This window comes from Microbacterium faecale, from assembly GCF_014640975.1.
Lineage (GTDB): Bacteria > Actinomycetota > Actinomycetes > Actinomycetales > Microbacteriaceae > Microbacterium > Microbacterium faecale.
In genome coordinates this window covers 181,155-196,132 of record NZ_BMHO01000001.1, presented here as the reverse complement: position 1 = coordinate 196,132, position 14,978 = coordinate 181,155, and the positions used below count along the sequence as shown (strand labels likewise).

At 68.5% G+C, this 14,978-nt stretch carries 14 protein-coding genes; 11 read left to right on the top strand and 3 right to left on the bottom strand.

Features of this window, described 5'->3' with window-relative positions:
* On the top strand, nucleotides 1–354 hold a 354-nt coding region (locus tag IEW87_RS00880), incomplete at its 5' end, for a hypothetical protein (protein WP_188710442.1).
* Nucleotides 355–444: 90 nt separating this feature from the next.
* On the opposite strand, the gene IEW87_RS00875 is transcribed toward IEW87_RS00880, so the two are convergent.
* Complete coding sequence (locus tag IEW87_RS00875) at nucleotides 445–1,551, bottom strand: hypothetical protein (RefSeq protein WP_188710441.1); 1,107 nt, start codon at nucleotides 1,549–1,551, stop codon at nucleotides 445–447.
* A gap of 285 nt (nucleotides 1,552–1,836) precedes the next feature.
* Here IEW87_RS00875 and IEW87_RS00870 point away from each other — a divergent pair, with 285 nt between their 5' ends.
* The 4 genes from IEW87_RS00870 (at nucleotide 1,837) to IEW87_RS00855 (ending at nucleotide 6,897) form a co-directional block, all read left to right on the top strand.
* On the top strand, nucleotides 1,837–3,222 hold the full coding sequence (locus IEW87_RS00870) for a D-alanyl-D-alanine carboxypeptidase family protein (protein ID WP_188710440.1): 1,386 nt from the start codon (nucleotides 1,837–1,839) through the stop codon (nucleotides 3,220–3,222).
* Between the two features lie 37 nt (nucleotides 3,223–3,259).
* Nucleotides 3,260–4,633 carry an ATP-dependent DNA helicase gene (locus IEW87_RS00865; protein WP_188710439.1) on the top strand — a complete coding sequence of 458 codons (1,374 nt, stop codon included), beginning with the start codon at nucleotides 3,260–3,262 and terminating at the stop codon, nucleotides 4,631–4,633.
* A 49-nt stretch (nucleotides 4,634–4,682) separates the two neighbouring features.
* A complete protein-coding gene (locus IEW87_RS00860; protein WP_188710438.1) occupies nucleotides 4,683–5,933 on the top strand; it encodes a serine hydrolase domain-containing protein in 1,251 nt (416 codons plus the stop codon).
* A gap of 67 nt (nucleotides 5,934–6,000) precedes the next feature.
* Complete coding sequence (locus IEW87_RS00855) at nucleotides 6,001–6,897, top strand: EamA family transporter (RefSeq protein ID WP_188710437.1); 897 nt, start codon at nucleotides 6,001–6,003, stop codon at nucleotides 6,895–6,897.
* A 7-nt stretch (nucleotides 6,898–6,904) separates the two neighbouring features.
* Here IEW87_RS00855 and IEW87_RS00850 read toward each other — a convergent pair whose 3' ends face one another.
* Complete coding sequence (locus IEW87_RS00850; protein WP_229730805.1) at nucleotides 6,905–7,564, bottom strand: YitT family protein; 660 nt, start codon at nucleotides 7,562–7,564, stop codon at nucleotides 6,905–6,907.
* Nucleotides 7,565–7,925: 361 nt separating this feature from the next.
* Between IEW87_RS00850 and IEW87_RS00845 the strand changes: the two genes are divergently transcribed.
* From IEW87_RS00845 to IEW87_RS00820, 6 genes are all read left to right on the top strand, one after another.
* Nucleotides 7,926–9,275, top strand: a complete 1,350-nt coding sequence (locus tag IEW87_RS00845; RefSeq protein WP_188710436.1) for an aminomethyl transferase family protein — start codon at nucleotides 7,926–7,928, stop codon at nucleotides 9,273–9,275.
* Nucleotides 9,276–9,459: 184 nt separating this feature from the next.
* Nucleotides 9,460–10,242 carry an ABC transporter ATP-binding protein gene (locus IEW87_RS00840; RefSeq protein ID WP_188710435.1) on the top strand — a complete coding sequence of 261 codons (783 nt, stop codon included), beginning with the start codon at nucleotides 9,460–9,462 and terminating at the stop codon, nucleotides 10,240–10,242.
* Nucleotides 10,229–10,939: an ABC transporter ATP-binding protein gene (locus IEW87_RS00835; RefSeq protein WP_188710434.1), complete on the top strand. Its 711-nt coding sequence runs from the start codon at nucleotides 10,229–10,231 to the stop codon at nucleotides 10,937–10,939. The genes IEW87_RS00840 and IEW87_RS00835 overlap by 14 nt, the downstream gene beginning before the upstream one ends.
* A gap of 1 nt (nucleotide 10,940) precedes the next feature.
* Nucleotides 10,941–11,822 carry a branched-chain amino acid ABC transporter permease gene (locus tag IEW87_RS00830; RefSeq protein ID WP_188710433.1) on the top strand — a complete coding sequence of 294 codons (882 nt, stop codon included), beginning with the start codon at nucleotides 10,941–10,943 and terminating at the stop codon, nucleotides 11,820–11,822.
* 8 nt (nucleotides 11,823–11,830) lie between these two features.
* Complete coding sequence (locus IEW87_RS00825; protein WP_188710432.1) at nucleotides 11,831–12,862, top strand: branched-chain amino acid ABC transporter permease; 1,032 nt, start codon at nucleotides 11,831–11,833, stop codon at nucleotides 12,860–12,862.
* Nucleotides 12,863–12,896: 34 nt separating this feature from the next.
* Nucleotides 12,897–14,165, top strand: a complete 1,269-nt coding sequence (locus IEW87_RS00820; RefSeq protein ID WP_188710431.1) for an ABC transporter substrate-binding protein — start codon at nucleotides 12,897–12,899, stop codon at nucleotides 14,163–14,165.
* A 64-nt stretch (nucleotides 14,166–14,229) separates the two neighbouring features.
* On the opposite strand, the gene IEW87_RS00815 is transcribed toward IEW87_RS00820, so the two are convergent.
* A complete protein-coding gene (locus IEW87_RS00815) occupies nucleotides 14,230–14,883 on the bottom strand; it encodes a GntR family transcriptional regulator (RefSeq protein ID WP_188710430.1) in 654 nt (217 codons plus the stop codon).
* Nucleotides 14,884–14,978 lie beyond the last annotated feature (95 nt).

Sequence of the window (14,978 nt, the reverse complement as noted above, 5' to 3'; positions counted from 1 at the left end):
GAACCAGGCCCGGATCCTGAGCCGAGCCCCGACCCGGAGCCGAGTCCCGACCCTGAGCCGTCCCCGGGTCCCGAGCCGTCCCCGGATCCTGAGCCGAGTCCCGACCCTGAGCCGTCCCCGGACCCCGGACCGAGCCCGGACCCCGAACCGAGCCCGGACCCTGAGCCGAGTCCCGACGAGGAGCCGACGCCTGAGCCCGCGCCCGACGAGGACGGTCCGTCAGAGGACCCGGAGCCGGATGACCTCCGGCCAGCCGGTGGCGACACCGCGGCTGGCTTCGTGGCGGCGTCGATCCTGCTGCTCCTCGTTGGCGCCGTGCTCATCGCCCGCCGACGGACCCGGGCCGCCCAGTAGGGTCTCGGCCGCCGCGTTCCGGTCGCGCAAAAGCAACTTCATTGCCCCATAAAGGTGCTTTTGCGCGACGGGAACCGCCGGGTCCGTGGTCTACGCGCAGTGGTTCGTCGTCAGGGGCTGCTCGCCGTCGCGGTCGATCGTGATGTGCACCCCGCCGTCGTCGCGCACGTCGACCTCGGCGATCATCGTGAAGTGCACGTCTTCGTCGACCGGGATCACGGCGCCGTTCGAGTAGCACAGCACCGAGAGGGAGATGTGCGCGACGCCGGACGTGGATGACACGCGCCAGTCATCGCCGTCGGGCACGAGCGCGGTGCGCGGATACGTCGCGATGCTCCAGTCGATGTCCGGCTGCGCGATGCCCCACGAGGCGTCGTATCCGAACGGGCAGTCGCCCGGCTGCAGCACGGACTGGGTCGTGCATGTCTCGTCGAGGAAGTTCTCCACGCTCGACTGCACGACGTTCGTCAGTTCGCGGGTCGGCACGGTCTGAACGTCGAGGGGGATCTTCTCGAGGAGCCCGGTTGCACGCACTTCCTCGGCGGGCGCGGACGTCGCGGCGGTGTCGACGGCCACGTCGTACACGCCGGGAGAGAAGGTCAGCAGGGAGATGGTGTCGAGCGGCTTGGCGTCGACGCCAGCGGGCGAGATCTGGCGCTTATCGATCTCGAAGTCGTTCACGCTGAAGCGCCAGGATCCGCGGACAGTGAGGTCGATGACCGCGAGCGGGCTGGTCTCGAATCTCCAGGCGGGAACGAGGCCATCGCTCTCGTCGCGCTCGACGCGGAAGACCATCTGATCGGATTCGCCATCGAGCGTGAACTCGAGGGTGACGACGTGCACCTCACGGTCGCCCGTCATGGTGGCGACATCGTCGACGACGCGGACGTCGTCGATCTCGCTGACGAGCGCGGCCGAACGCAACAGTGCCTCGGACGCGTAGCCGCGATCGATCTCCTCGAGCTCGGCGAATTCGGGCGTGACTCCGGGAATGGCGAGAGCCCCGGACGCGTCGCCGGCGGCGATCGTCTCGACGTACCGCTCGGCGAACGCGCCCGGTCCCCAGAACTCCTTGTAGAGCGCGAGAAACCCCACGACGATCGCGCCGATCACAACGGCGAGCAGTCCGAGAGCGAGAAAGAGCTGGCCGACCGGGTGCGAAGAGCGGCGCGCGCGCTCGACGGATCCGGGGGACATGGCACAAGTCTAGGAACGCGCGCCGTGCGTCCGGTGCCAGCGGAGCGAGTCGTTACACATCGTTGCCCGCGCGCGTTCCGAGGAACGCGCGCGGCTTGGCGCAGGATCGACGGCGCGTGCGCGCTCGCCCACTCCCGGCGGGGATCCCCGCGTCACCCTCGAGAGGTGCTTGATAATATCGCCAGCATGGCATTCGGGGGGACGGATAGCCCGGCCACGGGTCGTGCAACAGGGCGTGAATCGAAGCATCGCGCCAGGATCCACAGAGTCGTGTGCGGGCTCGTCGTGGCGATACTGCTGGGCGGACTCGCCGCGGTCACCCCGCATGGGGTCACCGCCGTCCCTGCCGCCGCGGTTACGCCGCACGCGTTCGCCGCCCCCGCCGCCGCGACGACCGCCCCGGCCGCCGCGGCCTCCGACCCGGCCGCCGCGAGTACGGCGCGTGCCGATCCCGATTCCAGCCGCCCGATCTACCGGTTCTGGAGCGAAGGCTACGGCAACGCGCACTTCTACACGATCGACCATGCTGCGGCGCAGGAGGTGCACAGCGCGGACGGGTGGTGGACCTACGAAGGCACCGACTTCCGCGTCTGGCCGACCACATCGAACGGGTGCCCGTCCGGCACCGCACCCGTTTACCGCTTCTGGTCGCCGAAGTTCACCTCGCACTTCTACACGATGAACTCTTCCGAGGCCGAGGACCTCCGCCGTGGCGACGCCAACTGGGACGCTGAGGGCGTGCGGTTCTGCGCGTTGTCGAAGCAGCAAGGCGACACGGCCGCAGTGCACCGGTTCTGGAGTTCGAAGTTCGGCAAGCACTTCTACACGTCGAACGCGTCGGAAGCGCAGCAGCTGCGCGCGAACGACCACAACTGGACCTACGAGGGCGTCGCCATGCACGCGCCCACGTCGGGGGCGGCCTCTCCTCCCATCACGGGTGCCCCCGCGCCTCGTGTCGGATGTCAGTCGCCCGAGATGCCAGCGGCGATCGCCGCTCACGACGCGCGGAAGATCATGCGCCTCTTCGGCGGAGCCGGGGCCATGCGCAACGCGATCGCTGGCGGCCGGGCCGCGTGCGTACCGCTCGACGACCCGGAGCTGCCGTGGGTCGTCGTGAACAAGCATCGCGCCGTGTCGCCCATCGGCTACGTGCCGCCGTCGCTCACGGTGCCGTCGTCATCTCTTGTCGGCGGCGGCCTGCGCAGCAACGTGGTCGGATGGTACGAGCGCATGCAGCGTGACGTCGCGGGTTCCGGTGCCGGCTCCATCGCCCTGACGAGCGGCTACCGCTCGTACAGCACCCAGGCCGCGATCCACCGCAGCCAGGTCGATCGCCTCGGCGTGACCGAAGGCGAACGGCTCGCCGCTCGCCCCGGATACAGCGAGCATCAGATCGGACTCGCGGCGGACGTCGTGGCGTGCGGCGGGGGCGGCTGCGGGTCGATCTACTCGTTCCCGGACACTGCCCAGGAGCGATGGCTGCGAGAGAACTCCTGGCGGTACGGATGGATCGTGCGGTACGAGTCGGGTAAGACGAGCACCACGGGTTACAACCCCGAACCATGGCACCTCCGATACATCGGCCCCGACCTCGCCCAGGTGTACCACGACGGCGGGTACCGCTCGCTGGAGGAGTTCTTCGGCCTTCCGGCAGCCCCGAACTACCGTTGAGGACGGGCCTCAAACGGCCCGCCGTTAGACTGTCCAGATGCCGGAACCCGCCCTTTCTGCTGAACAGGAAGCGCTGTTCCGGCTCATCGAGGACACGCAGGAGCACGTGTTCGTCACGGGTCGCGCCGGCACCGGCAAGTCGACACTGCTGCGGCACCTGACCTGGAACACGTCCAAGCAGATCGCGATCTGTGCGCCCACCGGCGTCGCCGCCCTGAACGTCGAAGGGCAGACGATCCACTCGCTCTTCAAGCTCCCAATCGGGCTCATCGCCGACAGTGACATCGAGCAGTCGGGTCCCACGCGGAAGATCCTGAACGCCATCGACACCCTCGTGATCGACGAGATCTCGATGGTCAACGCCGACCTGATGGACGGCATCGACCGCTCGCTGCGGCAGGCGCGCGCGCGTCGCAAGGAGCCGTTCGGCGGTGTGCAGGTCGTGATGTTCGGGGATCCGTACCAGCTCGCGCCCGTGCCTCCGCGGGGCGACGAGGCCAAGTACATCGCCGACCACTACCGCTCGTTCTGGTTCTTCGACGCGAAGGTGTGGGCGGGGGAGCAGGCGGGCGACGGCCTGATCGAGATGGGGCGCCACGGCGCGGACCTGCACATCCGCGAGCTCACCCACATCCACCGTCAGGACGACGACGCGTTCAAGGTCATGCTGAACGCCGTGCGGTACGGACGAGTGACCGCGGACATCGCGCAGAAGCTGAACGAGGTCGGTGCGCGCACGCCGCCCGAAGACGATGCGGACCCGGTGATCACGCTGGCGACGCGTAACGACCGCGTCAACGCGATCAACGCGAAGCATCTCGAGGCCCTTCCGGGGCGCGAGCAGACGGCTGTCGCCGACGTCACGGGCGACTTCGGCCGCGGCGACGCGTATCCGGCCGACGAGCATCTCGCGCTCAAGGTCGGCGCGCAGGTCATGTTCCTGCGCAACGACATCGGATCCGGTGGGGAGCCGCCGCGCTGGGTCAACGGCACGATCGGCACGGTGACGAAGATCCTGCCCGACACGGTGCGCGTGGACGTCGACGGTGACGAGTTCGACGTGGAGCCCGCAGTCTGGGAGAAGTATCGCTATGCGTACGACGCGTTCCAGAAGAAGCTCTCGCGCGACGTCGCGGCCGAGTTCACACAGTTCCCGTTGCGCCTCGCCTGGGCGGTGACGATCCACAAATCGCAGGGCAAAACCTACGATCGCGCGGTCATCGATCTCGGGGCGGGCGCTTTCGCGCCCGGACAGACCTACGTTGCGCTATCACGGCTCAGTTCGCTCGACGGACTGTACCTGTCGCGGCCCCTCAGGCCGCGGGATATTCGCGTCGATGAGGACGTGCGTCGCTTCATGAAGAACGCCTGGGAACGGCAGGGATCCCAGATGCGCGCGGTGCCCAGTTGATCTCAGCGACGAGACCGTAGACTCGAAAAATCGCTTCCCAGGGGGTTACATGAGCTTCTCCTTCCGTCGCGGCCGCGTCGGTGGCGCTGTCGCGGTGTTCGCGGCTGCTGCGATGCTCCTCACGGGGTGCACGGGCGACGAGCGTCCCGCGCCTGCGGACATCGCGGATCCGCTTCCCGAAGAGGTCACCGAGCGTCTGCAGGCCGCCAGCGAGCGCGCAGCCGCGGCGGCGGGCGCGCCCGGCGCGATCGTCGGCGTCTGGGTGCCGTGGGCCGGCGAATGGGTCTCGGGCGTCGGGGAGACGGAGCCGGGCTCGGGCGTGCAGCCATCGCCCGAGATGACATTCCGCGCGGCGACCGTGACGCGATCGATGACGTGTGACGTGCTCTACGCGATGGATGGCGGCGCGGTCGACCTCGACGACAGCCTCACCGAGTACGTGCACAGCGTGCCGCACCTCGACGAGGTCACCCTCGTCGACCTCTGCGATGGTGTCGCGGGCCTTCGTTCATCGGACTCCGGCAATTGGAATGCGATGCTGAGCAACCCGACGCGTGAGTGGTCGCCGCGCGAGTTCGCGGCCACCGGCCTCGGCGCGGGACAGGGCAAGGTCGGCGTGTGGGCAGAGTCCGACACGTCGTTCTTCCTGCTCGGCCTCGCGCTTGAGAACGCCTCGCGCACGACGATGCGCGAGTTGTACGAGCGCTACGTCGCCGAGCCGCAGGGCCTCCACAACACGGTGCTGCCGAACGACCAAGCGTCCGCGCCCGGATCCGAGCCGCTTCCGGGGTTCTATACCTCCTCGAGCGCGCGCGAGAACGGCTGCGAGGAGCCCCCGCGCGACATGACGGAGCTGTCGGCCTCGATCGGATACGCCTCCTCGGGCGTCGTCTCAGATGTTGCCGATCTCGGCTCATACGTTGCCAATGTGGCCGCCTCGGCCGGGTCGGGTGACGACCTCGCCCCGCGATGGGCCCGATCGGTGCCCCTGGAAGACGACGGGGCACAGTGGATGCGCGCGGCGGGCGGCAACCGCCTGCTCGGATCGATGCTCGGCCAGCAGGGCAAGATCTTCGGGTACTCGACCGCCGCATACAGCGACATCGACACCGGCCTCACCGTCGTCGTCGCGCTCAACAACTCGGCCGCCGGCGGCGACCTGGCGGGGGCTCTCGCACGCGAGCTCGCCGCGATCGCCTTCGAGACGCCGAGTGAGGATCGCCCCGAGACGTCGCTGCCCTGGACCGCCGACCAGGCGCACCAGGCGGTCGGCGACGCGGCCGTCTGCCCGATCGAATAGTCATGCTACGGCCGCCCGTCTCGATTCCGGATCCGCGCACGCTGCGAACTGAGATCGTGAGGGCGCGATGACACGGGCGCCCGCCTGGGCCGGGCTGGTGTGGCTCGGACTCGCCTGTCAGGAAGTCGGCGCCGCCCTCGCGGTGACGCTATTCCCCCGCGTCGGGGCGATCGGAATGGTCGCCCTCCGGCTCGTGTTCTCGGCCGTCGTGCTCATGGCCATCGCCCGCCCGCGGATCCGCGGGATCGCGCGATCGTCGTGGTGGGCGGTCGTGCGCCTCGGCATCGCAATCGCCGTCATGAACGGGCTGTTCTACCTGGCGCTTGACCGGCTCGCGCTCGGTGTCGCGGTGACCTTCGAGGTGCTCGGACCACTCGTCTATGCGGTCGTCGTCGCACGGCGTGCGTCGGCGTGGGTGTGGGCCGGTCTCGCGCTCTGCGGCGTCATCGCGCTCGGCGGGGGCGGATGGGATCGCCTCGACGCGTGGGGTGTCGTCTTCGCGCTCGGCGCTGCCCTGATGTGGGCGTTCTACATCCGCTCGTCGGCGGACGTCGGGCGTGCGTTCCCCAAGCTCGACGGACTCGCCCTCGCGATGGTCGTCGGAACGCTCCTGAGCCTGCCGGTCGCGAGCTTCACCGCGGGCGCCGCTCTGCTGGATCCGTGGCTCCTGCTGCTCGGTGCGGGCGTCGCGATCCTGTCGTCGACGATCCCCTACGGTCTCGAGCTTCTCGCTCTGCGTCGCCTCAGCCAGGCCGCGTTCGGGATCCTCATGAGCCTGGCCCCCGCGACCGCCGCGCTCGCGGGATGGCTCCTGCTCGGGCAGGCGATGTCGTGGCTCGAGATCGTCGGGCTCACGATCGTCGTGATCGCCTCGGCCGGCGCCGTGCTGGTCAAGCCGCGTCGCGAGCGCGGCGACGAGGATCCGTTCACCGACACGGGCCCGATCACGACCTCGCTGTCGTAGCCGCCCGTCATGCCCCGCGGCGCTTCGCGCGCGGCACGGCCACGTACCGCCCGGGTCGGTGGTTGACCGCGATCACGACGTTCATCACGACGACGCCGAGAGCGGATGCCGCGAGTACAGGCCATGGCGCAATGGCGAGCGACGACAGCACGACCGCGGCGTCGCCCACGAGCATCACGTAACCGGCACGGAGGCCGAACCTCTCCTGGAGGATCAGCCCGATGATGTTGAATCCGCCCATGCTCGCGCCATGGCGGAACAGGATGATGATTCCCACCGCGGCCACGACGGCGCCGATGGTCGCCGCGTAGAACGGGTTGAGCGCGATGTCCCCGAGCACGCCGATTCCTTCGATCGCGTGGAATGACGCGAACGCCGATACGAGGGCGATTGCGAGGCCGCTGCGCAGGACGAAGCCCCACCCCTTGCCGCGGATCGCGAGGGCGAAGAAGGGCAGGTTGACGAGGAGGAACAGCGGGCCGAACGGCAGCGGCGTCGTGTAATCCAAGAGCAGGGTGAGCCCCGCTGTGCCGCCGGTGACGACGCCGCCTGCGCGGAGGAGGAACAGCGCGACAGAGACCACCACGGTGCCGCATAGGATGCCGAGCGCGTCGTCCATGACGGAGTGCTCGGGCGCGGGGTGTGGAACGGGGATTTCACTGGTCACTCGTCCGATGGTGCGCCGGTTGCGGGGAATGCGCAACCGCACGAGGGGACTCTGAGCAGAATGCGCGGTCGCGGTGACGTGTCCGCGTAGGCGTCAGGAGCCGTCCCGTGCACTGACGCTCGTGGGGATCCGCGTGCTCGCGTGGTGGGACGAGGAACGAGACGAGGGCGCCCCCGCAGCGACCTGCAGCAGCCTCAGGCGGCGCGCCATCTGGAAGTCGCGTGGTCGCGTCAGCGGATCCGATGATCCTGTGTGCCAGTCGCACGGTTCAGCCCCGCACGAACTTCTTGGGACCCGCTTCGAAGGCGTAGCGTGGCAGCGAGGCGCGCGGTGCGCCCCGATGCCGAACGAAGGAGTTCCCATGAGCCGATCGCTCGCCGACGCTATCGCCGCTGCTGGTAGCCCCGTCGACCTGCTGCGCAATGCGCCGGCCGCACCGACCGTGTTCCCGGTGCGCGCGGAGTTCAGCAACTGGCGCTCAGAGCAGCGGGCGTGGCGCGAATCGGTGGCTCTTCTCGACCAGTCGCATCACATGACCGATCTGTTCCTGTCGGGGCCCGATGCGCTCGAACTGTTGAGTCGCGTCGGCGTCAACAGCTTCGCGACGTTCCCCGCCGGTCGCGCGAAGCAGTTCATCGCGGTCAACCACGAAGGCTTCCTGATCGGCGACGCAATCCTGTTCCACCTCGAGCCGGGCCAGTTCGACCTCGTCGGCCACCCCATGGTGATCGACTGGGTGCAGTTCCACGGCGAGACGGGCGGGTATGACGTGACGTTCGAGCGCGACGGCAACTCGATCGTCCGCGACGGCGACCCCACGCTCTACCGATACGAGCTGCAGGGCCCGCGCGCGCTCGCGCTCATGGAGAAGGTGACCGGCGCGCCCGTGCCCGAGACGCGGTTCTTCCACATGGCGGAGTTCACGATCTCCGGCCAGCACGTGCGCGCGCTGCGACACGGCATGGCGGGGCAGCCCGGATTCGAGCTCTTCGGTCCGTGGAGTGACGGCGACGCGGTGCGGGAGGCGCTCCTCACCGCGGGGGAGGAATTCGGCCTCGTGCGCGTTGGCGCCAAGGCGTACTCATCGGCGAACCTCGAGTCCGCGTGGGTGCCGTCGCCGCTCCCCGCGATCTTCACTGGTGAGCAGATGGATGCGTACCAGCGGTGGCTCCCCGCCGCGGCGGCCGGATCCCTTGCGGGCAGTCTCACATCCGACGACATCGAGGACTACTACGTCACGCCGTACGACCTCGATTACGGGCGCACGATCGCGTTCAACCACGACTTCATCGGACGCGCCGCTTTGGAACGGATCGCCGAGCACGCGCCGCGTCGAAAGGTGACGCTCGTCTGGAACCCCGACGATGTCGCCGCGGTGCAGCGCTCGCTCATGGAGGACGGGACACCCGCGAAGTACATCGACTTCCCCAAGGCGCGCTACGGGCTGTACCAGATCGACCGCGTGCTGCGCGACGGCGACGACGTGGGAATCTCGCACGACGTGGGCTACATCACCAATGAACAGGTGTTCGCGTCGCTCGCGAGCGTGGACGTCGCGCACGCCGAGCCGGGCACTGAGGTCACCGTGCTGTGGGGTGAGGACCCCGTCTCCCGCAAGCCCATCGTCGAGCCGCACCGCCAGGTCTCCATCCGCGCCACCGTCGAGCCGGCGCCCTACTCGCGTTACGCGCGCGAGAATTACCGCCGCTGACGGGGCGGAGGGATCCGCGGAAGGACGGGTGCGAATGCGTTACGATTCGAGATCTCAACCAAGATTGTGGACACTTTTGGTACGAACGCGTAGTAACGTGCAACGGTAACCCTTGTCGTGGGCGTGATCCGCCCCGTCGCCCGACTGCACGTCTCGCATTGCCGCGAGAGGAGAGACATCAGCGATGGCCGCTCGATTGACCCTTTCAGACGTCAACCTCCGATTCGGAGGCGTCACGGTGCTGTCCGACGTTGGCTTCGATGTCGAGCCGGGCGAGGTCCTCGGCCTCGTCGGCCCGAACGGCGCCGGCAAGACCTCGCTGTTCAACTGCATCAGCGGGCACTACCGTCCCACGTCCGGATCGATTCGGATCGACGGGGACGAGGTGGCCGGATCCGCGCCGTCGAAGCTGAACAGGCGCGGCCTCGCCCGCACGTTCCAGCACCCCGCGCTGCAGCTCAACCACACCGTGCTCGAGAACGTCATGCTCGGTGCGCACACGCGCCTCCCGGGCGGACCCGTCACCTGGGCCTTGCGCATGCCGCCGACCGGTCGCCGCGAGCGCGAGGTCCGAGACGAGGCGATGGCGCTTCTCGAAGGGCAGGGCCTCGGCTGGGCCGCAGCCTCGCGCGCCGACGAGCTGTCGCATGGCCTGCACAAGGCCGTCGAGCTGTGCCGCGCGCGGATGTCGCATCCGTCGCTGCTGCTGCTCGACGAGCCCGCGGCGGGACTGTCGCACGGCGAGGTCGAGCAGCTCATGGAGACGGTGCGACACGTGACCAAGAACGGCGAACTGACCGTCGTGGTCGTCGAACACAACATGGGCGTCATTTCTGCGCTCACCGACCGCGTGGTGGTGCTCAACCACGGCAGCAAGTTGATGGAGGGCACGGCGGCCGAAGCGCAGGCCGACCCGCGCGTGATCGAGGCCTACCTCGGAACGGAGGCCGCAGATGACGCTGCTTGAGCTCGACGCTGTCAGAGCATCGTACGGAAAGGTGCAGGTGCTCCAGGACGTCTCACTCTCGGTTCCCGACGGCGGCGCCGTAGGGATCCTCGGGGCGAACGGAGCGGGAAAGACGACGACATTGCGCGCGATCTCCGGCACCGTGAACGTCCGCGGGCGGATCACGTTCGATGGCATCGACATCACCCGATCGGGACCCGAGAAGGTCGCGTCACTCGGCATCGCGCACGTGCCGGAGGGGCGTGGCACACTGCCGAACCTCTCCGTTCGCGAGAACCTGCGTGTCGGCGCATACCTGCGCAAGGACCGACGGGGCATCGCGCAGGACATCGACTTCGTGCTCGAACTGTTCCCCCACCTGGAGCGCCGCATCGGACAGAATGCGTCCACGCTCTCCGGCGGTGAGCAGCAGATGCTCGCGATCGCCCGCGCCTTCATGGCCAAACCGCGACTGCTGGTCCTCGACGAGCCTTCGCTCGGTCTCGCGCCGTCGACGTCGCAGGACGTCTACGACTCGATCCAGCGCCTCCGGGACGAGTCGGGGATCGCGATGCTCGTCGTCGAGCAGAATGCGAACCTCGCCTTCCGGATCGTGGAGTCGGCGACGGTGCTCGAAACGGGACACAGCGTGTTGAGCGGCACCGTCGAGGAGCTCAAGGGCCGCGACGAGATCAGGAAGGCGTACCTCGGGGGCTGACATGGGAACCTTTATCCAGCTCGTCGTCGACGGTCTCGGCACCGGGTCGATCTACGCGGCTCTCGCGCTCGCGATCGTGCTCGTGAACCAGTCGACCGGCATGATCAACTTCGCTCAGGGTGGCATGGCCGTGCTCGCGGCGTACTTCGTATATGCCTTCGTCGGCATGGGGATCCCGCTCATCGTCGGCATTCTGCTGGCGGTCATCGCCGCGTTCATCTTCGGCGCGCTCATCGAACGCGTGCTGATTCGGCGCTTCGAGGGCGGCGATCCCGACACGGCCATCGTCGTGACGGTCGGTCTCCTCACGCTCATCACCGGCATCTGCGGCTGGATCTGGTCCTACAACAACCTGCGGCTGCCGTGGCTGTTCCCCGAGGCGACGTTGAGCTTCCTCGGCGCCACGGTCAGCTGGAAGTCGCTCGGCACGTTCCTCGTGATCCTCGCGGTGATGGCTCTGATCCAGCTGCTGTTCCGCGGGACGAAGCTCGGCCTCGCGTTGCGGGCTGTCGCCGACAACCGCGCCTCCGCCGCGCTGTCCGGCATCAACGTCGGACGCCACCTCATGGTCGGGTGGGGCCTGGCCGCCGCGCTCGGCGCGGTCGCCGGTGCCCTCATCGCGCCGCGGCTGTCGCTCACCCCGGGCATGTTCGACACGGTGCTCGTGTACGCGCTCGCCGCGGTGATCCTCGGCGGCCTGTCGAGCCCGATCGGGGTCGTGGTCGCCGCCTGGATCATCGGCGTACTCGAGAACCTCGCGGCCGTGTACGTGCCGTTCGTCGGACACGACCTGAAGATCGCCGTGCCGTTCGTGCTCCTGTTCATCGTGCTGCTCGTGCGCCCCCAGGGGCTGTTCGGGCGCAAGACCGTCGTGCGAGTGTGAGGAAACAGATGTCCGCTCCTGCCCACGATCTCACCGCACCTCTGACAGCGCCGAAGCCCGGCGGCCGCCCCTGGTGGCACTACGTCATCGCCGCGGCCCTCGTCGTCGTGCTCGTCGCCGCGCCGCTCGTGCTCCAGGTCGAGGTCAACCAGCAGCTCGCGAGGGTCGGCGTCTTCGCCGTCGCGGTGCTCGGCCTCAACGTCATCATGGGGTACACCGGCCAGGTGTCGCTCGGCCAGATCTTCTTCGTCGGGTTCGGCGCCTACGTCACGGCGTACGGGGTCAACAACGACTGGCCGCTCGTGCTCACGATCATCGCCGCGATCGCGCTGCCGGCTGTCGCGGGTCTGATCGTGGCGTTCGCCGCGGCGCGGCTTGGTGGGCTCGCGATCGCGATGGTGACGATCGCGCTTCCCGTCATCGGCGTCCCGCTCGCGAAGCGGCTCTCCGATCTCACGGGCGGATCCCAGGGCACGTCGGCGCGCTTCTCGAGCGCCCCCGACTGGTCTGGGCTCGCCAACGACCAGTGGCACTACTACGTCGTGCTCGTCACCGCCGGAATCTGCTTCGTCCTCGTCGCCAATCTCACGCGCGGGAAGTTCGGCCGCGCGCTCGCGATCGTCAAGGAGAACGAGAACGTCGCCAAGTCGATGGGCATCTCGCCGTACCGCTACAAGGTGATGGCGTTCACGATCGCCGCGATGATCGGCGGCGTGGCCGGCTTCCTCTACATGGTCGTCATCCAGTACACGAGCCCCGAGACGCTCGCGTTCCATCACTCGATCAACCTGCTCGCCTCGATGGTCGTCGGTGGCGCCGCGAGCATCTTCGGTTCGCTGCTCGGAGGCGCTTACTACGTGTTCGTGCCGAGCATCACCAACGAGATCGCGCCGACGCTCACCGCGCTCATCCAGGGCATCATCCTCCTCGCGGTGCTGATCGTCCTGCCGGGCGGGCTCGCGAGCGTGCCGCATCGGATCCGCCGCTGGTTCCGCGCCCGGCGATCGACGCGACGCGCGGACGCCCCCACCGACTCCTGATCTTCCTTCCCATCACCAACAGAGAGGTTCAGCAATGACCCTGAACAGCAGAAAGTCGCAGCTGATCGGCGCCGTGGCCGTCGGTTCCGCACTCGCTCTCGTGCTCGCCGGCTGCGGCCGCGACGACGCGGGCGGCGGATCCGGTGGCGACGGCGGCGAGGCCGCAGCGAGCCCCGGCATCACCGACGAATCGATCACGCTCGGTGTCACGACGCCGCTGTCGGGCGGCACCGCCGGTCCCGGCAACTGCACCGTGGCCGGACTGGTCGCCTACATGGGCGAGCGCAACGCCGAGGGCGGCATCGAGTTCGGCGACGGCAACACCCGCACCGTCGACGTCGAGGCATGGGACGACACGTACGACCCGCAGAAGGCACTGCAGAACTTCCAGCAGAATGCGGGCGATGTGTTCGCCTTCACCTCCGGACTCGGCACGCCGACGAACCTCGCATACCGCGAGGCCGCGATCGACGAAGAGGTGCCGCAGGTGCTCGTACAGACCGGCGACCCGATCTTCTCCGACCAGACTGAGAGCCCGTGGCAGCTCGGCTTCGTGCCGACCTACATGAACGAGGGCGCCGCGTTCGGTGAGATGCTCGCCTCCTCCGGCGACGACGTCTCGGTCGCGATCCTGTCGCAGAACGACGACTACGGCGAGGGCTACGTCGAGGGCTTCAAGGAGGCGGTCGAGGGCTCCGGCGTCGAGATCGTGGCCGAGCTGACCTACGAGGCCACCGACACGTCCGTCGACGCGCAGATCACCGAGCTGGCGTCGACCGACGCCGACGTGTTCGTCAACGCCATGTCGATCACCCCCCTCATGATCTCGACGATCGAGAAGACGCGTGAGCTCGGCTGGTCGCCCAGCTGGTTCCTGCCGTCGAACACGTCGAGTCCCGTGGCGATCCTGGATCCGGCGAACGCCGACCCCGAGGACGGCTTCTACACGGTCTCGTTCGCGAAGGCGCCGCAGTCGCCCGCGTTCGCGGAGGACGAGGACGTCCAGACGTTCCTTTCGTCACTCGAGGAGTACTCGAGCAACTACACCACGACGCCCGACTTCCCCCACTGCATGTGGAGCTACATGATCGGTGCGACGCTCGACGAGGCGTTCCAGAACATGACCGAGCCGACGCGTGAGTCGTTCATGGAGGCCCTGCGCGGCGTTTCGGACCTGCAGGCGCCGCTCATGCTCGACGGTACTGCGGTTGACGCCACGCAGGACGGCCAGCCCGCGGTGTCGAGCCTGGTCGTGCAGCAGTACAACGGAAACGGCTACGAAACGGTCGACGAGCTCGAGTGAGTCCGTGCCGTGAATGACGGGGCGTTCGCACCTGGTGCGGGCGCCCCGTCGTCGTGCGGATCCGTCAGAGGCGGGTGCCGAGCAGCTCGATGATGCCGTCGAGGTGCGTGCGCGTCGCGATCTCGGCCGCGTCCGCGTCCTTCGCCACCACGGCGTCGATGATCGCGACGTGCTCGGGGGCGGATCGTGCCGCCCGGCCCGGTTCGTAAGCGAGCCGGAACTGGTGCCGGGCCGATTGGGCGCTGAGGCGCTCGAGCAGTTCTCGGGCGGTGTCGTGATCCGCGATGTCGCGCAGCCGGGCGTCGAGCTCCTGATTCAGCCGCGCGTAACCGACGAGGTCGCCCGAGGATACGGCGGCTTCGAGCTCGTGACCCAGGTCGCGCAGGTTGTCGGCCTGTGCGCTCGTGATGGACGCGGCGGCCTTCCGAGCGACGAGCGTCTCGAGCCCGATGCGCGCCTCGACGATCTCGATTGCCTCGCTCACACTGATGGCGCGGACGCGCGCCCCGCGGTTGGGGAGGCGCTCGACGATGCCCTCGGCGGCGAGGCTCAGCAACGCCATTCGCACGGCGGCGCGCGAGGCATCGAAGCTCTCGCTGAGGTCCGCCTCGATGAGGCGCTGGTTCGGGGCGAATTCGCCTTCGAGGATCGCGTGTCGGATCCGTGCGCTCAGGTCGTCGGCACTCGGCTCTGGCGTACTCGTCCCGGCCGTCGGCATGCGCGTCCCTTCGTTGCGGCAGGTCGTGCGCCGCGGAGATCACCCGTGCGTCATTGCGCCAGGCTCTTCGCCGACGCTACCGCGCTGGCTGGGAT

Excerpts from the sequence above, each read along its gene's own strand:
- IEW87_RS00875 (WP_188710441.1), bottom strand. The coding sequence starts at position 1,551 with ATGTCCCCCGGATCCGTCGAGCGCGCGCGCCGCTCTTCGCACCCGGTC.
- IEW87_RS00865 (WP_188710439.1), top strand. The coding sequence starts at position 3,260 with ATGCCGGAACCCGCCCTTTCTGCTGAACAGGAAGCGCTGTTCCGGCTC.
- IEW87_RS00860 (WP_188710438.1), top strand. The coding sequence starts at position 4,683 with ATGAGCTTCTCCTTCCGTCGCGGCCGCGTCGGTGGCGCTGTCGCGGTG.
- IEW87_RS00855 (WP_188710437.1), top strand. The coding sequence starts at position 6,001 with ATGACACGGGCGCCCGCCTGGGCCGGGCTGGTGTGGCTCGGACTCGCC.
- IEW87_RS00845 (WP_188710436.1), top strand. The coding sequence starts at position 7,926 with ATGAGCCGATCGCTCGCCGACGCTATCGCCGCTGCTGGTAGCCCCGTC.
- IEW87_RS00840 (WP_188710435.1), top strand. The coding sequence starts at position 9,460 with ATGGCCGCTCGATTGACCCTTTCAGACGTCAACCTCCGATTCGGAGGC.
- IEW87_RS00835 (WP_188710434.1), top strand. The coding sequence starts at position 10,229 with ATGACGCTGCTTGAGCTCGACGCTGTCAGAGCATCGTACGGAAAGGTG.
- IEW87_RS00830 (WP_188710433.1), top strand. The coding sequence starts at position 10,941 with ATGGGAACCTTTATCCAGCTCGTCGTCGACGGTCTCGGCACCGGGTCG.
- IEW87_RS00825 (WP_188710432.1), top strand. The coding sequence starts at position 11,831 with ATGTCCGCTCCTGCCCACGATCTCACCGCACCTCTGACAGCGCCGAAG.
- IEW87_RS00820 (WP_188710431.1), top strand. The coding sequence starts at position 12,897 with ATGACCCTGAACAGCAGAAAGTCGCAGCTGATCGGCGCCGTGGCCGTC.
- IEW87_RS00815 (WP_188710430.1), bottom strand. The coding sequence starts at position 14,883 with ATGCCGACGGCCGGGACGAGTACGCCAGAGCCGAGTGCCGACGACCTG.